The 23,381-nt window shown below is 51.3% G+C and carries 7 protein-coding genes; all 7 read left to right on the forward strand.

Going from position 1 to position 23,381, the window contains the following annotated elements:
- Positions 1–62 precede the first annotated feature (62 nt).
- Genes ACR9Y8_RS25940 through ACR9Y8_RS25970 form a run of 7 tightly spaced genes read left to right on the forward strand, consistent with a single transcriptional unit; the run spans position 63 to position 23,375 of the window.
- On the forward strand, positions 63–11,138 hold the full coding sequence (locus ACR9Y8_RS25940) for an amino acid adenylation domain-containing protein (RefSeq protein ID WP_481216166.1): 11,076 nt from the start codon (positions 63–65) through the stop codon (positions 11,136–11,138).
- A 12-nt stretch (positions 11,139–11,150) separates the two neighbouring features.
- Entirely contained in the window at positions 11,151–14,423 is a 3,273-nt protein-coding gene (locus tag ACR9Y8_RS25945; protein ID WP_481216167.1) for a condensation domain-containing protein, read from the forward strand.
- Positions 14,424–14,451: 28 nt separating this feature from the next.
- Complete coding sequence (locus ACR9Y8_RS25950) at positions 14,452–17,709, forward strand: amino acid adenylation domain-containing protein (protein ID WP_481216168.1); 3,258 nt, start codon at positions 14,452–14,454, stop codon at positions 17,707–17,709.
- 36 nt (positions 17,710–17,745) lie between these two features.
- Positions 17,746–18,723 carry a TauD/TfdA family dioxygenase gene (locus tag ACR9Y8_RS25955; protein ID WP_481216169.1) on the forward strand — a complete coding sequence of 326 codons (978 nt, stop codon included), beginning with the start codon at positions 17,746–17,748 and terminating at the stop codon, positions 18,721–18,723.
- A 30-nt stretch (positions 18,724–18,753) separates the two neighbouring features.
- Positions 18,754–20,682 (forward strand): asparagine synthase (glutamine-hydrolyzing), encoded by a 1,929-nt coding sequence (gene asnB / locus ACR9Y8_RS25960; RefSeq protein ID WP_481216170.1) that lies wholly within the window; start codon positions 18,754–18,756, stop codon positions 20,680–20,682.
- On the forward strand, positions 20,672–21,448 hold the full coding sequence (locus ACR9Y8_RS25965; RefSeq protein ID WP_481216171.1) for an aspartate/glutamate racemase family protein: 777 nt from the start codon (positions 20,672–20,674) through the stop codon (positions 21,446–21,448). Before asnB ends, ACR9Y8_RS25965 begins: the two co-directional genes overlap by 11 nt.
- On the forward strand, positions 21,432–23,375 hold the full coding sequence (locus ACR9Y8_RS25970) for a methylaspartate mutase subunit E (protein ID WP_481216172.1): 1,944 nt from the start codon (positions 21,432–21,434) through the stop codon (positions 23,373–23,375). Before ACR9Y8_RS25965 ends, ACR9Y8_RS25970 begins: the two co-directional genes overlap by 17 nt.
- Positions 23,376–23,381 lie beyond the last annotated feature (6 nt).

Here is a 23,381-nt window from a genome sequence, read left to right on the forward strand (position 1 = left end):
AACGTGTTCACAAATGACGTTGCAACATGTTAGGCTGCACATGATAACCTAACCACATAATTATGGAAAAATTAATGGTTCCATCATCGCTTATGGAAGCGCTTGCCGCACATAAGCACGAGGGGGACAAGGGTATTACTTTTATAAAAGGTAATGAATCCTCCTTTGTTTCCTACGGTTTGTTATACACCCGCGCATTATCCTGCCTGGGATACCTACAGCAACAGGGCATGCGAAGGGGAGATGAAATGGTATTGTCGGTAGCCGATAATGAAACCTTCCTGGTATTATACTGGGCCGCCATCATGGGCGGTATGATACCGGTGCCGATGGCGGTAGCAAACAATGCAGAGAGCAGCCGTAAGCTGTGCCGCATATGGGATATACTTTCCCATCCGTTCCTGGTGGCCTGCCGCCAGGCCTTCTCCGGTTTTCAACGTGCGGAGGATGATCCCGAGCTGATGGTAGAAAAGATCACGGGATCTGACCGTGTATTCATCAGCGAGAACATCTCCTGTGATCACCCGGCCGGTGAGCCGCATCAACCTGCATTGGATGATATTGCCTTTATACAGTTTTCTTCCGGTTCTACCGGCTCGCCCAAAGGCGTTGTGCTCACACATCGCAACCTGCTCACCAATGTGATGGCCATCATCGAAGCGGCTTCCTTATCTGAGAATGACACGACCCTCAGCTGGATGCCACTCACCCATGACATGGGATTGATCGGTTTTCACCTGACGCCATTAATAGGGAACATGCGGCAGTGTATTATGCCGGTGGATCTTTTTGTGCGCAACCCGGCCCGCTGGTTGCAGAGCCTGTCTGCCTACAAGGCCACCGTCAGCTCTTCTCCCAATTTTGGTTATAAGCATTTATTGCGCCAGCTGAACGGCAACCGCGTGGAAGGAATCGATCTTTCTACCGTACGCCTGATCATGAATGGCGCAGAGCCCATTTCCATGGAGCTGTGCCGCGAATTCCTGGCGGCGATGGCGCCTTACGGACTGAAACAGGAAACCATGTACACCGTATATGGTCTGGCAGAAGCTACCCTGGCGGTTACATTTCCCGTGCCTGGTCAACCGGCGTCGGGTGTTCGTGTGTCGAGGAAATGCCTGGGCGCCGGACAACATGTGTTGGTAGATGCTTCTGCAGAGCATGTGGAGTTTGCGGATCTCGGGAAGCCTGTGAGCCATTGCTGCGTTCGCATTGCCAATGAAAAAGGCGCTGAACTGCAGGAAGGCGTGATCGGTTATGTGCATATCAAAGGCGGTGGGGTTACCAGCGGGTATTATAATAATGAAGCCGCCACAAAGCAGGTATTGAAGAGCGGCTGGCTAAACACGCAGGACCTGGGCTTTGTGCTGAACGGACATCTATATGTGACGGGCCGCGCAAAAGATGTGATCTTTTCCGGCGGACTGAATTTTTATGCGCACGATGTGGAACGTATCGCAGAAGCGATCGATGAAATAGATACCGGTAAGATAGTGGCCTGCGGTGTGCCGGATGCTGAAACACAGACAGATGCCTTAGTGTTGTTTGTGCTGTACCGCAAATCCCTGGAAGATTTCTATGAGCTGTCGCAATCCCTGAAAGCCCTGATCGCTACGCACCTGGGCATTCAGCCCCGTTATGTGGTGCCGGTAAAAAATATTCCAAAAACCACCAGCGGGAAACTAAAAAGGTTTCAGCTGGCGGAGCATTTCAAAGACGGCCAGTATGATGAGCTGGTGGCAGGACTGGAAAACATTCATCGTGAAAAGATGCAAAGTTTGTTGCCTGCCGTGGCACAGCCGCAAGTATATTCCGCAGCAGCGATTGAACAGTGGTTGCGCGCTTACCTGGCTGCCCAGTTGCAGTTACAGCCGGAAAGTATCGATCCTCAACGCTCCTTTGCAGAGATGGGGCTTAGTTCCATGATGGCGGTAGCGCTGGCAGAGCAGCTGGAAAAACTTTTGCAGCGAAAGATCGATGCCACCGTTGCCTGGGACTTTGCCAATATACAGGCGCTGTCTGTTTTCCTGGCAAATGACACAATGCCTGTTAAGGAAGAAAAACTTACACAAATAAATATACAGCATGAGCCCATTGCGGTCATCGGTATGGGCTGCCGCTTTCCCGGCGCAAAGGGAATTGCTGCTTATTGGAAGCTGTTGCAGAACGGGCAGTCTGCTATCACGCCATTACCCGCCAACAGGAAGGAATGGTGGGCCCCCGTTGAACCCGATGCAAACACCTGGGCAGGTTACCTGGATGAAGTAAGGACATTTGATGCAGCTTTCTTTGGCATCTCATCTAAAGAAGCCGTGTATATGGATCCCCAGCAACGCCTGTTGCTGGAGGTATGCTGGGAAGCCCTGGAGCAGGCAGGTATAACAGACCATGATCTCTCCGGTGCAGCAGCAGGCGTATTCGTTGGACTGAGTAGTAACGATTATGCACGTATGCAATTTGGCAATCCGGGCTCGCTGGGCGCTTATACAGGTACGGGTAGTGCATTCTCTATTGCGGCTAACCGCCTGTCTTATTTCCTGGATCTCAAAGGGCCGAGTATGGCCATCGATACCGCCTGCTCTTCTTCGCTGGTAGCAGTGTATGAAGCCTGTAACAGCCTGAGAAGGAATGATTGTCAGCTCGCCATTGCTGGTGGGGTGAATTTGATATTGGGACCTGAATTGCACACTGTATTTAGCGCAGCCAATATGCTGGCGGCAGATGGAAAATGCAAAACCTTCGATGAAAAAGCAGATGGTTATGTAAGGGGAGAGGGCTGTGGTGTGGTTATATTAAAACGCCTGTCAGACGCTGTTGCAGCAGGCGATAACATCTTGGCTGTAATTAGAGGCGCTGCGGTGAACCAGGATGGGCGCAGCAACGGGCTTACGGCGCCTAATGGTATGGCGCAACAGGCGGTGATCCGCAAAGCCTTGCAGGATGCTGATGTGCAGCCTGGGGAGATCAGCTATGTGGAAGCACATGGCACCGGCACCTCATTGGGCGACCCGATAGAGATGAACGCCCTGAAAACCGTGCTGACAGCAGGGCGTAGCGAAGCGCCATTGTGGGTGGGCGCTGTAAAGACCAATATAGGCCACCTGGAAGCAGCAGCTGGTATTGCCGGGCTGATAAAGACCGTGTTGATGCTGCAGCATGGAGAAATTCCGCCTCTCCTGCATTTCCAATCCCTGAACCCAAAGATCCTGCTGGATGGATCGCCGGTGCGCATTCCGCTGGAACGTACGGCATGGACAATGCCGGAGGGTAAAAAAAGGTTGGCAGGCGTAAGCTCATTCGGTTTTGGCGGTACTAACAGTCATGTGGTATTGGAAGCTGCACCGGAGATGACAGCAAATCCTCCTGCACAAAAAGGCCACCAGCTGTTATTGCTTTCCGCGAAAACGCCGGAAGCATTGAGAGAGCTGGCCCACCAATACGAACAATTTTTACAACATACTTCGCATTCACTGGAGGCAGTATGCTATACCGCTGCTGTGCATCGTTCACATTTTCCTTATCGTTTAGCTATCACTGCAGATACAAAGGCGAATGCCATACGTGAATTGAACGCAGGCAATGCAGCTGTTCATATCCATCAACAACAGAAAACGGCTTTCCTGTTCACCGGGCAAGGGTCGCAGTATGTGGAGATGGGGAAAGCATTATACCATGCCTACCCGGTTTTCAAAGAAAGCATAGATGCCTGTGATACACTGCTGCGTGCACAGTTGGAAGTGCCGCTGCTGGACGTGCTCTTCTCTCCGGAAAAAGGCAAGGCGCTGCTGGATCAGACCCTGTATACACAGCCGGCCATCTTTGCAGTGGAATATGCCATGGCCAGGCTCTGGCAATCATTTGGCATCACACCGCAGGTGCTGATGGGCCATAGTGTAGGAGAATATGCTGCCGCTTGTATTGCCGGTGTCTTCAGCCTCGAAGATGGATTGAAGCTGCTGGCGCTGCGTGCAAAGCTGATGCAGGAGCTGCCTGCCAACGGACAAATGATGACGGTCTTTGCACCCGCTGCAACGGTTAGTACTTATGTAGCTCCTTTTTCTGCAGCAGCAGGCATCGCCGCGGTGAATGCACCTGCGCTGTGCGTAGTGGCGGGTAGTACGGCAGTGATCGCACAGTTGCGCGAACAGTTCAGCGAAACGGGTATTAAGACCCAGCTGCTGAATGTGTCGCACGCTTTTCACTCTCCTTTGATGCAGCCGGTGATCGCTGCTTTTGCCGAAGCCGCTGCAGGGATCACATACCATCGCCCACAGCTTACTTTCATTTCTACCCTTAGCGGTGAAGTAGAGGACGATACCCTGGCAACACCTGCTTACTGGACGCAGCATATCCTTCAGACTGTATTATTTGAGAAAGGCGTGAAACGCCTGGAACAGGAAGATTGTGGCATGTGGCTGGAAACCGGTCCGGCGCCTCAGCTGCTGGCTATATGCAAAGGTTTTGCCGATACGGACGCTTTAATGCTGTCTGCCGCAAGCCCCAGGGAGAAAACTATTGTACCCTTGTTGCAGGCCCTGGGCAAGGCTTATGTGCATGGTGCTGCCATTAACTGGAAAGCCGTGCATCATACTTCCCGTACACCGGTAGATCTTCCCACTTATCCCTTCCAGTCAAAAACATATTGGATAGAAAAAACGAATGCACCAATGGAAACTCCCGCTACCAACGGTTCTGCTCATCCTGTAATCCAGCCTGCAACCAACAGGAAACAGGAAATACTCGATCATCTCAAATCGCTGGTAGCCACTGCACTGCATGAGCAACCCGGCAGCCTGAACATACAACAACCTTTTATAGAAATGGGTGCCGACTCCCTGTTAATGGCGGAGATCGTGCATAAAATTGAAAAGCAATACAAGCTGCGTTTTACTATCAACCAGCTGTTTGAAGAGATCAATACCTTGGAGCGGATGGCTGCTTATATAGATCAGCAGTTGCCTGTAGCTCCCGCAGTTAGTGCGGCACTGAATGGCCACCCGGTTGAGTTGAATAGCCATCAGGCGCCTATGCCTGCGAACAACGGAGATACAACTGCCCGTCCGGATGTACAGCAGGTCATCCTCAGGCAACTGGAACTGATGCAGCAGCAGCTAAGCACTTTGCAAGCTGCTCCGGCTCCTGTTGCAGCTGCTCCTGCTGCCACTAAGCCAGCGGCTGTCCCTGTTCAGCCTACAGTAACAGCCGCCGCTAAACCGGCGGTATCGATCTTCCCGAAGAGGGAAACCAACAAAAGCCAGGTAAACAGTTTGAGCCCACGTCAGCAGGCGCACCTGGATGCCCTGATCAGCCGCTATAATAAGAAAACACCCGGCTCCAAAGCTATTGCGCAGCGCTACCGGCCCGTATTGGCAGATAACAGGGCTTCTGCAGGCTTCCGCTTTTCTACGAAAGAAATGTTATACCCGATCATCGGCCAGTCGTCTGAAGGTTGCAAACTGTGGGATATAGACGGGAATGAGTATGTGGACATCGCCATGGGATTTGGTGTAAACCTGTTCGGCCACCGGCCAGCATTCATTACCGCTGCTATTGCTGCTCAATTGCAGCAGGGCATGCAACTGGGACCGCAAACGGCGCTGGCAGGAGAAGCAGCGCAGCTGGTAACAGAGCTGACCGGCGCGGAAAGAGCCAGTTTTCATAATTCAGGAACGGAAGCGGTGATGACGGCATTACGTTTGGCCAGGACCGTTACCGGCCGCGATAAAGTAGTCATATTTAAAGGTTCCTATCACGGACATTTTGATGGAACACTGGGCGCAACAGAAGACCCGCTGGCAGTAGCTCCTGCTATCAGCGCAGCACCCGGCGTGCTGCAACATATGGTGGACGACCTGATAGTGTTGGAGTATGGAAACGACACGTCGCTGGCGCATATTCAACAGATGGGCGGATCACTGGCAGCCGTATTGGTTGAACCGGTACAAAGCCGTAACCCGGATCTGCAACCCGGCGCTTTCCTGAAACAGCTGCGGGAGATCACCTCACAACATGGCATCGCGCTCATCTTTGATGAAATGATCACCGGCTTCCGCATACACCCCGGAGGTGCACAGGCATGGTTTGGCGTGAAAGCAGACCTGGCCACTTACGGTAAAATTGCAGGCGGCGGTATGCCGATCGGTGTTGTGGCGGGTAAGGCCGCCTTTATGGATAGCCTGGATGGCGGCATGTGGCAGTATGGTGATGATTCTTATCCTCCCGTAGCCACCACTTTCTTTGCAGGTACTTTCTGTAAACATCCTTTAACCTTAGCCGCCGCACGTGCACTGCTCAAAGAGATCAGGAAACAAGGCATGGCTTTGTATGATACGCTGAACAGGCGTACCACGGCACTGGTGCAGGAACTGAACAGTTTCTTTATTGCCAATGAAGCGCCTATCAAAGTAGGTCATTTCGGTTCGCTGTTCTATTTCTCTTTCACCGGTAACATGGACCTCTTCTTCTACCACCTGGCTGAGAAAGGCGTGTACACCTGGGAAGGGCGCACCTGTTTCCTTTCTGCCGCACACACAGCTGCAGATATCGACTTTATTATACAAGCGGTGAAAAGCAGTATCCGCGATATGCAGGAAGGCGAATTCCTGCCGCGGAAAGCAGGTTCTCAGCCGCTGGTCTTCCCCCTTACAGGTACACAGCAGCAGTTATGGGCATTATCGCAGATGGATGCATTAGGCGCCGCAGCTTATCATATTTCTGCCGCTCTACAGGTAAAAGGCAACCTGCAGGCAGCCGCGCTGGACCGTGCCGTACAGGAAGTAGTGAACAGGCATGAAGCATTAAGGACGATCATCAGCAAAGATGGCGCAATGCAGGAGATCCTGCCTTCATTAACGCTCACACCGCAATGGGTGGATTTTACAGAGATTCCCCTTGCTGCCGGACAAGCAGAAGCAGTGAAAGCATGGAAAGAGGAGGAGTGTTTACAACCTTTTGATCTGCATACCGGCCCGCTGCTAAGAGTATATGTATTGCAGCTTGAACGCGCTTCATTTGAGATCATCATCAACCTGCATCATATCATTGCAGATGGCTGGTCCCTCAGCCTGATCCTGCAGGAGATAGCCACGCTGTACACCTCCATATGCAATAACAACGCCGCCGCATTGCCCCAGCCAATGCAGTTCAGGGAGCACCTGGAATTGTTTGACGCATTTGCGCAGCGTCCTGAAATGACAGAACAGGAAACGTATTGGGTGAAGGCCTTTGAGAACGGGCAGCCGGCGATGGAACTGCCGACAGACAGGAACCGGCCTTCCCTGAAAACCTATCGTGGCGGAACCCTTACCCGCTTTGTGCCGGAACAAAACTGGAACGCACTGAAGCAGATAGGAAGAAGCCACGGATGTACGCCCGTCATGACCATGCTGGCTGCTTGCAGTGTATTGCTGCACCGGCTCACCATGCAGCAGGATATCGTGATCGGTATACCGGTTGGAGGACGTCCATTTAATGATTACATCATCGGACCTTGTCTGAACCTGCTGCCTGTCAGGAGCTGTATCGAAACTGCTACTACTTTCACGTCGCAGCTGGCCAATATTCGTCAAACATTATTAGCAGCATACAAGCACCAGGATTATCCTTTCTCCCGTTTACTGGAGCACCTGAATGCCGCCCGCGACCTGAGCCGCTCTCCCGTGATTGAAGTGCTCTTCAACTTCAATCCTAAGGTGCAGGAACCGGTTATGCAGGGTGTAGTATCCAGCTTTATACCCGTGCACAAACAGGCCGCCGCCTATGATCTGAGCTTCGATATAACAGAGATGAACGGCGGCTTGTCCATGGTTTGCGACTATAATGCCGATCTGTTTGATGCCGCTACCGTTGAACGCTATTGCAGTTGCTATGAAGAAATACTGAAAAGCATCATACAAGACAGCAACCAACGCGTAACTGCCCTGAACATACTCAGCGCTGAAGAAAAAGAACAGGTACTTATAAGCTTCAACGATACCCAGGGTGAATATCCTGCAAATAAGACCATTCCTGAGCTGTTTGAAGCACAGGTGGCCACTGCTCCTGACCAGCTGGCAGTGATCGCCGGTACTGAACGGCTGACCTATGCGGCCCTGAATGCGATGGCCAATGGGGTAGCCTCCCTGCTACGTACGCGCTACAATATAGCGCCCGGTCACCTGGTAGGATTGATGATGGAAAGAAATGTGCTGTTGCCTGCTGCCATGCTGGGCATCTTAAAAGCGGGCGCCGCCTATGTACCGCTGGATCCTGCTTATCCTGAAAGCCGTATCCAATACATGTTGCAGGACAGCGGCGTGAAAGTGGTGCTCACCACCATGCAGTACCGTTCCTTACTGGGAGCAGATATTACCGCGATCCTGCTGGATGATGCTACCCAGCTGGCCGGATGCTCTACCGCTAATCTACCTGTGGTGAACAGCCCTGATGACTTAATGTATGTGATCTATACCTCCGGCTCTACCGGCGCGCCCAAGGGCGTGAAATTAAGGCACCGCAATGTAACGGCATTTGTGAGCTGGTGTAAAACAGCGTTATCGCCCTGGGATGTTGACCTGGTGTATGCCGCTACTTCTTATTGTTTTGATATCTCCGTTTTTGAAATATTCTATTCGCTCTGTGCAGGTAAAGCCATTCGCGTCATGGAGAATGCGCTGGAAATAAAGCAGCACCTGCCGCGTGATAAAAACATCCTGCTCAGTGTAGTGCCGGCTGTGCTGGAAGTGATGGTAAGGGAGAACACCGATTTCACCAACGTGAATGTGATGAATGTATGCGGAGAGCCCTTCCCCTTTTATCTCAAAGCGCTGCTGGATTATGAACGTATCATGGTGTTTAACCTCTACGGCCCCACGGAAGATACCGTATACAGCACCGTGTACCGCCTGGATGCAGCCGACAGCTGCATGCTGATAGGCCGCCCCATCACCAATACGCAGGTATATATACTGGATCCTTCGATGAATCCGGTGCCCATTGGTGTAACCGGCGAAATGTACCTGGCGGGTGCAGGCCTGGCGGCCGGTTACCTGAATAAGGAAGCACTGACTGCAGAACGTTTCATTGACAATCCTTTTACACCGGGAGAACGCCTGTACAGAACCGGCGACCTTGCCCGCTGGCATGCCAGTGGAATGCTGGAGCACAAAGGCAGGACCGATAACCAGGTAAAAGTGCGTGGCTTCCGTATAGAGCTGGGAGAAATAGAGACCACTATGCTGCAATATGAAGGCATTGCAGAAGCCCTGGTGGTCGTGAAGGAAGATGCCGCAAAGGAACGTTTTTTAGCCGCTTATTTCACAGTTACAGACAACATTGATGTCGCTGCCTTACGGCAATACATGAGCACTGTGCTGCCCGCTTATATGATGCCTGCTGTTTTTATGCAGCTGGATAAAATGCCGATGACCGCCAATGGAAAGCGCGACCGGAAAGCATTGCCTGAGCCAGACATGAACGCACTGCAACAACAGGAAGAACAGCAGGTTCCAGCCAATGATACGGAAGCAAAACTGTTGCAGATCTGGCAGGAAGTGTTAGGAAAGAACAACGCAGGAACCCGCAAGCGCTTTTTTGAATCCGGCGGCCATTCACTGAAAGCCGTGCGGCTGATCACGCGGGTCCAGGAGGTGTTTAATGTCAATATGGCCCTCTCGGAGATCTTTAAATACCAGACCATACAAGACCAGGCCGCCTTTGTAAACGGTGCAGGGCGTAAGGGCAGAGAAGAGATCTTAGCGGTGCCGGAACAGCCACACTATGAAGTAAGCCAGGCCCAACGCAGGTTATGGATGATGAATGAATTTGAGACGGGCCAAACCGCTTTCAATATAACAGGATCGGCTATACTGGAAGGGCCGCTGGACATTGCTGCTTTCCGGAAAGCATTCAGCCAGCTGGTAGCCCGTCATGAAATACTGCGTACCACATTTATGCGCGATACAGATGGTAGTCCCAGGCAGCTGGTGCATGCGGCAGATACCTTCGATTTCGCCGTGGAGTACCTGGATGTAAGAGAGGATGAGGTACCGCAGCAGCAGGTAGCCATGCTGGCGGATGAATTATCCGCCTGGTCCTTCGACCTTGAGAAAGGCCCGCTGATGCGTGTTACCCTGCTGCAGCTGGACGATCTGCATTGTAAAGTGTTCTTCACCATGCACCACATTATATCAGATGGCTGGTCGCTGGATGTGTTGATCAAAGACCTGTTCCCGCTGTATGCAGCCAATGTCCAGGGCGCGCCCGATCCATTAACGCCGCTCAGCATTCATTATAAAGACTATACAGCCTGGAGGAACAAGCACGCCACCGGTGAAGCATTCCGCCAGCACAAACAATACTGGCTGCAACAGTTCGATGGCAACATCCCAGTGCTGCAGCTGCCCACCGATTTTCCCCGTCCCGCTATTCAAACCTATAACGGCGCTGTCAGAACAATACGGCTTAATGCCGTATTGAGCGCCGGGATCCAGCAACTCGCAAAAGAAAATGACGTAACGGTGTTTGCCGTGTTGCTGACCCTTATTAATCTCCTGCTGTATAAACGTACCGGTGACAAGGATATGGTAATAGGCATTCCCCTGGGCGGAAGGGATCATACACAGCTGGAAAACCAGATCGGGTTTTATACCAACATGATCCCCTTCAGAAGCCGTTTGAATATTCACCAGTCCTTTAAGACCGTGCTGCGCACCTTAGGCAGTTATTTTATCGCCGCATATGAACACGGCGTGTACCCATTTAACCAGATCGTGGAAGATCTGCGACTGGACACCAATACAGGCAGGCCGCCACTGTTCGATATCATGGTGCAATACCAGCACTTTCCGCTGGCGCATGCCATGGGCGAGAATTACGCGGGCCTTACCCTGCGCGATATTGAGTCGGATGATAACAACAGCAAATATGATATCACCTTCTTATTTGCTGCAGCAGGTGAGGAGCTGGAGCTCTCCATCATCTATAATAAAGATCTCTTTTTACCGGCTACCATTACAATAATGACGGAAGAGCTGGAACAGCTGCTGAAGATTGTTATCAGCAATACAGCGATCACGCCCATGGCCATGAAAAAACAGCTCATGAACGGCGACAGGACACAGATAGATCATGCCACCACTGTTTTAAGCGAAGATTTCTAAACCTGAATTCCCATGAATAAAAAGATCATCCATACCGTATTTGAGCAGGTAGCAGCCAGGCTGCCAGAGAAGACCGCCATCTGTGAGGAGCATAAAAGTATCAGCTATGGCGCACTGAATACATCCGCTAACCGGATCGCTCATTTGCTGAGAAGCAGGGGACTGGGCAGGGACAGCATTGCCGCCGCCATGATGCCTGGCAGCATACACCTGGTAACCGCCTTGTTGGCCATTTTTAAGGCTGGCGGGATTTATCTGCCGGTAGATCCAACATTTCCCCGTAAACGCCTGGCCGGGATGTTCTCCCACAGCGTGCCGGAAATACTGATCACCAGTATCACGGTGAAAGAAGCCGTGCTGGAGACATTGTCAGCCCTGGGCATGCAGCTGCCTGCGGTATTGGTACTGGGAGAAGCGAACAGCCTGTCGCTGTATAAGCATGTCAATGGCGCATGGACAACCGTTCAGCTAGACGATACGGTATTGTCTGCAGACAACCCGAAACTGATCAATGAGCCTGAGGACGGCAACTATATTTTCTATACCTCCGGCTCTACCGGTGAAGCGAAAGCTTTCCTCGGCTGTCATAAAAGCCTGAGTCATTTTATTCACTGGGAAGGAAAAACCCTGAACGTTGATGAAAGCTTCCGCGTAAGCCAGCTCTCGCAGTTCACCTTTGATGCTTCCCTGCGGGATATTTTCCTGCCGCTGAGTTATGGCGCTACGCTGTATATCCCTGCGGCCGCTACTAAAAGTAATATGGTACAGTTGGTCGATTGGATCGCCAATGCAGGTATCAACCTGGTGCACTGTGTACCATCCCTGTTCCGGCTCATCACCAAAGAGTTGGAACAGGGCAGTGCAGGCAATCGCGTTCCCTGTCTGCAATATGTGCTGATGGCCGGGGAACCGCTGTATGTAAAAGATATTCAACGTTGGAGAGAATTGGCAGGTTCCCATACAACCATCATCAACCTGTACGGCACCTCAGAAACCACGATGGCCAAAACATTTTACTGTATAGGTGATATTGGCAGTGATTCTTCACAAATGATCCCGGCAGGCCAGCCTATTGACAATGCCGCTGTGCTGGTGCTCAATGACGGCATACCCTGTGCCGCCGGAGAAACAGGAGAGGTGTATATCCGTACGCCTTTTATGACCAAGGGTTATTATAAGAACGAGCAGCTGAACAACGAAGTGTTTGTGCAAAATCCGCTGGTGGATTTTAAAGATCTGCTGCATCGCACCGGGGACCTGGGCCGCTTGCTGCCAGACGGTAACCTGGAAGTGCTGGGCCGTACAGATGACCAGGTGAAAGTGAATGGCATACGGGCGGGCTTAAACGAAATTACCCGTACAGTGCTGGGTACTGCTGGTGTCCAGGATGCTGTTGTAACGGTGCAGCAACGCAGCAGCATGGAGAATGAGCTGCTCTGTTATTTCATTGCGCCGCAACTGGAAGCAGAGATGCTCAGGCAGGCCTTGCAGGAAGAATTAAGCCCTTCCCTCATTCCTTCCTTCTTTATAAAAATGGACCGCTTTCCACTCACGGTGAACGGGAAGATAGATAAAAAGGCATTGCCAAAACCGGAAAGCGCGATGGTGGATGAAGCCGCGTATGAAGCGCCTGAAGGGCCTTTGGAAAAGGAGATGGAGGAAATGTGGAAGGAGCTGCTTGGCATGACCCGTATCGGCCGCAATATGCCTTTCTTCAAGATCGGCGGCACTTCACTGAAGGCCATACAGCTGATCTCCAAAATATACAAGCAATATGCAGTACTGATAAAAGTGAACGACATCTTTTCCAACGCCAGCATTGCGCAGCTGACTGCGCTGATCGCCGGCCGCCGGAAAGGAACGGATGATATATTACCCGTAAATGCGCAGCCTTATTATCCGCTTACGCATGCACAAAAGCGGCTCTGGATCATGGACCAGTTCCAGGCAGAGAAAACAGCTTATAATATTCCTGGCGCTTTCCTGCTGCAGGGTGAGCTGGATGTACCTGCACTGGAAAAGGCTTTCAGGCAGGTGATCGCCAGGCATGAAAGCTTGCGCACCGTATTCATGATGGTAGACGGTGTAGTGATGAGCAAAATAAAGGAGCCGGCAGATAGCCTTTTCAACCTGGAAGTAGTGGATACCGGGAATAAGGCAGCGGCTGATCCCGCCGTGAAGGCAATTGCGCTGGAAAAGTTAACTGCTCCTTTTGATTTAGCCGCCGGTCCCTTACTGCGCGCCTCCCTGCTGCAGCTGTCGGGTAAAGCCCATGTGCTCCTGGTTACCATGCACCATATTATTTCAGACGGCTGGTCTATACAGGTGATGGTGAAAGAGCTGCTGGATCTTTACAAGGGATATACATCCGGTAAAGAAACCGTTCTGCCAGCGTTGGCCGTTCAGTATAAAGACTATGCCGCCTGGCTGGAGCAGCGTTTATCTGCTGAAGCCATACTGGCACACCGCCGCTACTGGCTGGGCAAGTTTGAAGGCGAGCTGCCGGTGTTACAGCTGCCCACTGACTTTCCCCGTCCTGCTGTGAAGAGCACCCGTGGCGCCATAGCCGTTTTCGAGATGGATACAGTCCTCACTGCTATGATCCGCGAAGCAGCCCGCTCCAATGATGTGAGTATGTATATGATGCTCCTCACCGTGCTCAAGCTCTTACTGTATCATTATTCCGGCCAGAACGACCTGGTGGTGGGATCTCCCATTGCAGGCAGGGTGCATAAAGACCTGGACAACCAGGTAGGGCTATACGTAAATCTGCTGGCCATCCGTACAACGCTGCAACTGGAAGAACGCTTCAGTGAACTGTTGAAAAAAGTGAAAGCAGCTTTATTGGGAGCATACGAGCACCAGCTGTATCCCTTTGACCTGCTGGTAAAAGAATTGCACCTGGCGCATGATGAACGCCGCCTGCCGCTGGCCGATGTATGGATACAGTATAGTGACAGCCCCTGGATCCAGCAGCTGTATGCAGCAGACACCGGGCAGCTGCACATACAGCCTTATGATGCAGGCTATAATCTGAGCAAGGTAGACCTCTCTTTCAAGTTCACTGAATCGGTAGAGAACATAGCGCTGGTGATAGAGTATAATACAGACCTCTTTAAAGCAGCAACGGTGGATCGCATGGCAAAGGAGCTGATCCGGCTGGCAGGCCTTGCCGCCCAGGGAGCAAACCGGCCTGTAAGGGACATTGTCGGTGAGCTGCAGCCAGCTGCTGCTGAGAATATGATGGCATCGCTGATAGGTGAAAGCATCAGTAATGAATACTAACCGCATACCGCTCAAAAGACTATACAACATGAACAAAAGAATTATCCATACCGTATTTGAACAACAGGCAGCCCGCCTTCCGGCGCAGATAGCGATCGAGGAGGAGAACGGAAGGCAGATCACCTATCGTGAGCTGAACAGGCAGAGCAACCGGCTGGCTGGCCTTTTACGTCATATAGGCGTAACAACAGACAGTGTGGTAAGCGTAGTGCTGCCCGCCAGCATCCAGCTGAGCGCTTCATTGCTGGGGATCTTTAAGTCGGGAGGTGTTTACATGCCTGTTGACCTGGTATTCCCCAAAAGGCAGCTGCTGCGTATGTTCACACAGACAGAAAGCCGCATTATCATCACCAGCAAAGCCCTGCAATCAAGCGTACAATCATTGGTGACGGAGCTGGGTATTCAGCCGGAGTACCTGTTAATAATGGGCGATAGTGGCATTTGTGCCGGATATTGGTACCACCGGCAGGCTTTTAAAGAAATGCCACTGAATATGCTGTCGCTCACCGATGAAAACCCCGCGCTGATCAATGAACCGGGAGATAGCAACTATATATTCTATACCTCCGGCTCTACCGGGGAAGCCAAAGCATTCCTGGGTTGTCACGATAGCCTCAGTCATTTTATCCACTGGGAAATGAAGGAGTTTAAGGTGGATGAGACCTTCAGGGTGAGCCAGCTGGCCCAGGTCACTTTTGATGCATCCCTGCGCGATATGCTGCTGCCACTCAGCACCGGAGCCAGGCTTTGTATCCCTTCCCAGGAAACAAGGTCCAATGCGCTGCGCCTGCTGGAATGGATCGAAAATGCGCAGCTCACCCTGGTGCATTGTGTTCCCTCGCTGTTACGCCTGATGACCAAAACATTGCTCCAGGAAGCGCCCACGGCGGTTCGCCTTCCCACGCTGAAGCATATTTTAATGGCAGGCGAAGCCTTGTATGGAAAAGATCTGCAGCAATGGCATGCTACTCCTGCCCGGCATGTAGAGCTGGTAAATATGTACGGTACCTCTGAAACAACGCTGGCGAAAACCTTTCACCGCATCAGCGAAATACCGGAAGACCCATCACAGGTATTGCATGTAGGCAAAGCGATCAGCAATACAGCTATCCTGGTCATGAACGGCGATATGCTGTGCCAACCAGGCAAGACCGGGGAAGTATTTATTCGTACGCCATTTATGACCAAAGGCTATTATAAAGACGAAGCATTGACCCGCCAGGTGTTTGTACAACATCCGCATGTGAAAGACAAAGTGGAGCTGATGCACAAGACGGGTGATATAGGTAGATACAGGCCGGATGGGAGCATTGAAATACTGGGAAGGACAGATGAACAGGTAAAGGTAAGCGGCATCCGGGTAGAGCTGAATGCAATAAAAGAAGCGGTACTGACCATAGCGGGCGTCACGGAGGCCATTGTGCTGGCGCACCGTAACAACGAGCAACAAAATGAACTGATCTGTTATTACATCGGTGAAAGTGTGGAGCCCGGAGAGATGCGTGCGCAATTAGCCGGCGAGCTGAATGAGAACGTGATCCCCGCCTACTTTGTGAAGATGAAAGCGTTCCCGCTAACGGTGAACGGCAAAGTGGATAAACGGGCGCTGCCCAAACCGGAAGCGTTGGTGCTGGATGCCGATGACTATGAACCGGTGAGCAATGAAATGGAACGTGCGCTGGAAGACATGTGGAAAGAGATCGTGGGCCTGAACAAGATAGGGCGCAAGGCTTCTTTCTTTAAGATCGGAGGCACATCGTTGAAAGCCATCATGCTCATCTCCAGGATCTATAAGCAATATAATGTGCTGATAAAGATCAGCGATATTTTTTCGCGGCCCAGCATTGGCCAGCTGGCCGATTTTATTGCGGGCGCGGAAAATACAGCTTATAAAGACATTCCTGTTGTGCCGGTGATGCCCTGCTATGATGCCACACATGCACAAAAACGCCTGTGGATACAGGACCAGTTTGAAACAGGCCAGATCCTGTACAATATGCCTACTGCGCTGCTGATCAACGGTAGGGTAGACGCCGCCATCCTCGAAAAAGCGCTGCAGGATGTAGTGGCGCGTCACGAGAGCCTGCGCACCACTTTCATCAGTGTGAACGGTGAGCTGAAGCAACAGGTGCATGATACGATCGGCTTCCGGCTGCATCAGGCAGATCTTCGGCATGAAGAAGATGCGGATGCTAAGGTAAAGGAGCTGGCCGTAGCCGCTATGACCACTGCTTTTGATCTGGCACATGGCCCCCTGATAATGGCGCAGCTGCTGCAGCTTTCCACCAATGAATTTGTGTTCCTCTTCAATACCCATCATATTATCTCCGACGGCTGGTCTGAAGGTATACTGGTAAAAGAGATCTTCGGCCTGTATGAAGCCTACAGCAAAGGCGCTACAGCTGCATTGCCTACGCTGAGGATCCAATACAAAGACTATGCAGCCTGGCTGAACAAACAGCTGGATAGCGAACAGCTGCAGCTGCATCAACAATACTGGGGCCGCAAATTCTCAGGAGAGCTGCCGGTACTGCTTTTCCCGACAGACCATCCGCGCCCTGCCGTGAAGACCAGCAACGGTAACGTATATGATTTTTCTCTCGACCCCGCACTGTCTGCCAGCCTGCAGGCACTGGCGAAAGAAGAAGCGGTAAGCTTGTTCATCCTGCTGCTGGCTGCTGTAAAAGCCTTGTTGAACCGCTACACCGGGCAGGAAGACCTGGTGATCGGCTCTCCCGTGGCCGGCCGTCATCATAAGGATACGGAAGCGCTGGTGGGCCTCTTTGTAAATATGCTGGCCCTGCGCACACAATTCAGTACGAACGGTTCTTTTAAACAATTGCTTACAGCGGTGAAACAAACCGTATTGGAAGGGTTCGAGCACCAGGTATATCCCTTTGACGAGCTGGTGAAACAGCTGGACCAGGAGCACGACAGCAGCCGTTCTCCGCTTACAGATGTGTGGGTGCAGCTGGCGGATGAGGGCCCCGCCCTGGAGCAGGCCCCGGAAGGACTGGTGATACAGGAATACGCGGCCGGCGATCTTACCAGCAAGGTAGACCTCACCTTTAAGTTCACCATGGGAGAAAGCGTGCGCGTAATGATAGAGTATAATACTGACCTGTTTGAAAACAGCACCATTGAAAGCATCGGCCAGAACTTCCTTCATCTGCTGGAAACCGTGATCGCAGAACCCGATGCACGCCTGGCAGATATCGAGCTCTTAACCTCCGGCGACTCAGCCGCAGAAATGGAAGACTTTCTGAAAAGCATGCAGAACATGTAAAGTAAAGCTCATTATTCATCAATAAAAACTGATTTTATGATAGAAAACATGTTGCAAGAAGCGGTGGTTCAGATAGATGAACAGCAATTTCCGCTTACCGTCACTTTTGAACAGGATACGCCTATTCCCGTAATGATAGATTGGTATAAAAGCAATACAGCCTATATAGAAAAGAAACTGCTGGAAAAAGGCGCCATCCTGGTTCAGGGCGTAGCCATTCATTCCGTGCCGGAATTTGAATCCGTAACCGGCGCCATTGGCACTAAATTCCGGAACTATGTGGATGGCAGCTATCCACGCCGCAACCTCAAAGGGCATGTGTATATCTCCACCGAATATGATCCTGCTTTTGATATTACCCTTCATAACGAGCTTTCCTACTCTGTAAAATGGCCTTCCAGGTTATTCTTCGGCAGCATCATCCCCGCTGCTACGGGCGGTGAAACACCGCTGGCAGACAGCCGCGAGATCGTAAAGGTGATGGATCCTTCCATCCTGGAAGAGTTTGAAAGCAAAAAGATCCGCTATGTACGGAACCTGCATGCCGGCGAAGGTCTCGGCCCTACCTGGATGGACACTTTTGAAACAGACGATCGTAAAGTGGTAGAGCGCCATTGCGATGAGATCGAAATAGAATACCACTGGAAAGATAACGGCGGCCTCAAACTGGTGCATACGCGGCCGGCTACACGCCTGCATCCCATCACCGGTGAAAAAGTATGGTTTAACCAGGCAGACCAGTTCCATCCTTCCCATTTCAGGAAGGACGTATATGAAACACTCATGCTGCTGGCGGATTTTAACGAAGAAGAACTGCCTTTATACGCCTGTTTTGGCGATGGTACCAAGATCAGTGAAGAGATGATCCGTACGGTGATCAATACCATCAATGGTGTCGCTGTTAGCCGTCCCTGGGTGAAAGGAGATTTTGTGGTGCTGGATAATATGCTGGTGGCGCATGGCAGAAAATCCTACACTGGAGAGCGCCAGACCGTGGTATCCATGGCTCCCTGATTACATCATTCATCATTAATAGTTAACAATATGTGCGGTATCACCGGGATTTTTGATATCAGATCAAAGTACATCATTGAAAAGGAAGTATTAACGTCAATGGCGGATGCCATCCGGCATCGCGGCCCTGATGAGGCCTCCTGCTTTATTGAGGGGAATACCGGTTTCGGCTTCCGTCGCCTGAGCATCATTGACCTGGCACATGGTCATCAGCCCTATTTCACAGACGACCAGCAGGTAAGGATGATCTGCAATGGGGAGATCTACAATTACAAAGAGCTACGCCACGAACTGCAGCAGAAAGGGTATCGCTTCAGCACCAATTGTGATGTGGAAGTAGTGCTGCATGGTTACCTGGAGCATGGCGCCGCTTTTATTGAACGCCTGCAGGGACAGTTTGCCATCGCTGTTTCAGATGCCAGGACCAACAGCCTCTTACTGGCAAGAGATCAATTTGGCATTTGTCCGCTGTTCTACACCATTGCAGACGATGTGCTGATCTTCGGCTCTGAGATTAAATCTCTCCTCCGCCATCCTGCAGTAAAGAAAGAAGTAGATATTACCGGGTTGGACCAGGTATTTGCGTTTCCTGGTCCGGTAAGCCCGAACACTTTATTCAAAAATATCCGCAGCCTCAAGCCGGGGCATTTCCTCCAGGTGAAAGATGGCAGGATTAGCACGCACGAATACTGGGACCTGGATTATCATCCTGAAGGTCACGACTATGGCAAGCGGTCTGAATCTTCTTATATCGAGGAGCTGGAAGAGATCCTGTTGAAATCTATCCGCTACCGCCTGAATGCAGATGTACCGGTGGGCTTTTACCTGAGCGGCGGACTGGATTCATCCCTGATCGCGGCGATGATGAAGCGACTGAACCCTGATGTAAGCTACCAGTCTTTTTCCATTGGCTTCCCTTCACTGGATCACCGGGAGATAGACGAAAGGAAATACCAGCAGATGATGGCCCGCCATGTGGGCTCGCGGCATACGGAGATCGCTTTTGACTGGCCGGAGATTGAGCAGCGTTTGCGGGATGCCGTCTTCTATGCAGAAGGGCCCCTGAAAGAGTCTTATAATACCTGCTCACTGGCCTTGTCAGCGCAGGTACAGCAGCAGGGTGTGAAGGTGATCCTGTCAGGAGAAGGCTCTGATGAGCTGCTCGGCGGATACGTTGGCTACCGCTTCGATGTACAGCGCAGTGCGCAGCAATATGAAAAAGACCTGGAAGACCTGCTGGAAGACCAGATGAACGAACAGCTCTGGGGAGATCCGAATTTCATGTATGAGAAGCGCCATGTGTCATTCAGGGAAACGGTGCAGGCGCTGTATTCAGACACTGTCAATGAAAATTTCCGCGGGATCGATTGCCTGGAGCGGCTACCCATAGATAAACGGAAACTGTACAACCGGCATCCTTTTCACAAGCGCTCCTACCTGGATATGAAGCTGCGGCTCTCTGACCACCTGATCGCAGATCATGGCGACCGTGTAGCATACGCCAATTCTATTGAAGGCCGCTATCCTTTCCTGGATGTGAACCTGGCTGCATTTGTGAAGAACGTTCCGCCGGAGATCAAGTTAAAGAACCTGGTAGAGAAGTATATTCTCAAGGAAGTGGCAAAGAAATATCTGCCCACCGAGATCTTCACCCGCCAGAAACAGGGATTTGTTGCCCCGGGAAGTCCCCACCTGCTGAGAAACAATATCGAATGGATCAACGACATGCTCTCCTACGACCGGATCAAACGGCAGGGATACTTTAATCCCGATACCATAGAACGGCTGAAGAAGATCTATCGCAAGGACGATTTTAAGCTGAACCTGCCTTTTGACAGCGACCTGCTGATCGTGGTGCTCACCTTCAACATCTTCCTGGATGTATTTGACATGCCGGATTTTTCAGCTGCCAGTCACGAATTACCATTGATCACTAATACGATGTACCATGAAGTATAAAATATCATCCAAGAAAAAATTAGGCATTATCGGCGGGATGGGGTCCCATGCAGGCGTGTGGTTGTTTAACAGGATCACGGAGCTTTCCTATGCAGAGAAAGACCAGGAATATCTTGATATCATTGTTCATAGCAACAGCGATATCCCCGACAGGACCCGCGCTATTGTATATAAGGAAACATCGCCTCTGCCCGAGCTACAACGCTCTATCCGCATCTTTAACAGCAGCAATGTGGATGTAGCAGTACTGGCCTGTATGACAGCCCATTACTATTGTGATCAGCTGGAAGGACAATTCAATGGAAAGATCCTGAGCGCGGTAGACCTCGTGCTGGAAGAGCTGACCACTAACCCTGCCTACAGCGGCAAAAAGAAAATAGGCCTCATCGGTTCTACCGGTCTGCTGAAATCGCACATCTATCATCATCATCTGGAACCGCTGGGCTACGAAGTGATCACCCTGAACGACACTGAACAGGAAGAATATTTTATGCGGCCTATCTATATGGAAGGCGGTATCAAATCCGGTGTGCTCACCGAAGAAGTAAAGCAGCTGTTCTGTTGCCAGGTACCGATCCTGGCGGAGAAAGGGGCGGAAGTAGTGGTGGGCGCCTGCTCTGAAGTGCCCCTGGTGATCAAAGGCGGCCTGTCGATCCCCTTCATTGACGCCTTTGAGCTGCTGGCGCAGAAAACGGTAGACTACTGTTATAACCAGTCTTACGAAAGTGTATCCACTAAAAACCTGTATCATGCATTATCAGTATAGAATATTAATAGGCGGCATCGGTGATGATGCGCATTCTGTAGGAATAGGCCTGCTGGAGCTGGGCTTTAAAGATGCAGGCTTCTTCGTAAAAAGCCTGGGCATCCGTAATCCGCTGTCGGCCTTCTTTGAGCATGCACCCGATTTCGACATCATCATGATCTCCAACAAGAACGGGCATGCGGAGCTGTACCTGCAGGACTTTCCGCAGCTGCTGGCGCAGTATCAGCTAACAGATGACAGCACGAAGCTCTGGTACCTGGGCGGCAGCCTGGCCGTGAGTGAGTCGGATTTCCAGATCAAAAAGAAATACCTGGGGATGGGATTCACGAACGTGTACCCCAAGCCCATCCCTTTCTCACAGGTGGCGAACGAGATCAACCGGGATATTCACCTGCACAGTATCCCTAAAAGGGAAGGCAATTACCGGAAGAACGGGCGTCGCCCGAAACTGGCGCCTGCCTTATCTGTAGACGAGATCATCGATCGCCAGTGGACCAGTGAAGAGCTGCACAGGCATCGTAAGGAAGTACTAAAGGAATGGCATACCGGCCAGGAAGTGCTGACCGATACTTATCGCAACGCCAACAAACAATATAATCTCGACAACCTGCTTTGGAGCAATAAGGTGGCAGGTAAGCAACCTCTGTTCCAGCCCCGTACAGGTGTAGCGGATATTGAACAGCAGATCAGTCTTTTGCAGCACCTGGAAGCAGAAGGAAGCGACGTGAGCTCCGTACAGCTGGATGCTGCCTCACGTTCACGGATGTATGATAAGGCAGCATTGGGCAAAGAGCTAAGCCTGGAAAGAAAACAATCGCAGCTGAACGGCTTTCCCATCCCCGTATATGGTGTGAAAGAAGTGCGCCGCCTGATCACCTCACTGAAAAGACCTTTCCAGCTGAGAGGTGGCGGCCCCGATCACCGCTTTACTTACGAGATCGCACTGGCGGCAGGTATCACCGCGGTAGAAGGCGGATGTATCTGCTACTGCCTGCCTTATGACAAGTTGACCAGCCCGGTGGAATCGCTGCGCAACTGGCAATTCATTGACCGTCTTTCCGCTTATTACGGAGAGCAGCACGAGGTTAGCATCAACCGGGAATATTTCGGTACGCTCACCGCTACGCTGATAGAGCCATCCCTGGCCATTTCCGTGAATATCATCCAGGCTTTGCTGACCGCACAGCAGGGAGTAAAGAGCATTACCGTTGGTTATGCAGAGCAGGGCAACCGTGCACAGGATATTGCGGCTATCCGCGTGATAGAAGAACTGACCAATGCTTACCTCCAGCGCTTTGGGTTCATGGATGTGCGCGTAACCACCGTGTATCATCAATTCATGGCAGCGTTTCCTTCAGACTATAGCAAGGCGGAAGACCTGATCTTCAATTCCAGCATTACTGCTACACTGGCAGGGGCAACCAAAGTAATGGTGAAAACCGCTGTAGAAGCTATTCGCATCCCGGATCGTTATGATAATGCCAAAGCCGTGAAGCAGAGCAAGAAAGGAGCGCTGGCCGCACATCACAGCATGGTAAACCAGGAACGGCTGAAGATCGAGAAAAACCTGATCCGCACAGAAGTGAACCAGATCATGAATGCGGTGATAGAGCTGGGCAACGGCTCCGTTGCAAAGGGCGCTATCAAAGCTATTGAAGGCGGTATACTGGATATCCCCTGGTCGCCCAGTGTGTACAATAAGGGAAAAGTAGTAGGCGTGAGGGATGTGGATGGCGCTGTACGTTTCTATGATTTTGGTAATCTCCCTTTTGATGAGAAAGTAAAGGATTTTCACCGCGAGAAAGTGCTGGTGCGCAAAACCATGGAAAGAGATAACAGCATCTTCTCCCTGCTGGAAAAAGACCTGAGCCGCATCTGGCAGAACGACTACAAATGCTGGCCCCTGGATAATACTTACGTTTATTAAATCAAT

It is taken from the genome of Chitinophaga sp. SVR4-12A (assembly GCF_056754765.1).

Coding starts and splice junctions, on each gene's coding strand:
- ACR9Y8_RS25945 (WP_481216167.1), top strand. CDS start 11,151: ATGAATAAAAAGATCATCCATACCGTATTTGAGCAGGTAGCAGCCAGG.
- ACR9Y8_RS25970 (WP_481216172.1), top strand. CDS start 21,432: ATGCATTATCAGTATAGAATATTAATAGGCGGCATCGGTGATGATGCG.
- asnB (WP_481216170.1), top strand. CDS start 18,754: ATGTGCGGTATCACCGGGATTTTTGATATCAGATCAAAGTACATCATT.
- ACR9Y8_RS25940 (WP_481216166.1), top strand. CDS start 63: ATGGAAAAATTAATGGTTCCATCATCGCTTATGGAAGCGCTTGCCGCA.
- ACR9Y8_RS25965 (WP_481216171.1), top strand. CDS start 20,672: ATGAAGTATAAAATATCATCCAAGAAAAAATTAGGCATTATCGGCGGG.
- ACR9Y8_RS25950 (WP_481216168.1), top strand. CDS start 14,452: ATGAACAAAAGAATTATCCATACCGTATTTGAACAACAGGCAGCCCGC.
- ACR9Y8_RS25955 (WP_481216169.1), top strand. CDS start 17,746: ATGATAGAAAACATGTTGCAAGAAGCGGTGGTTCAGATAGATGAACAG.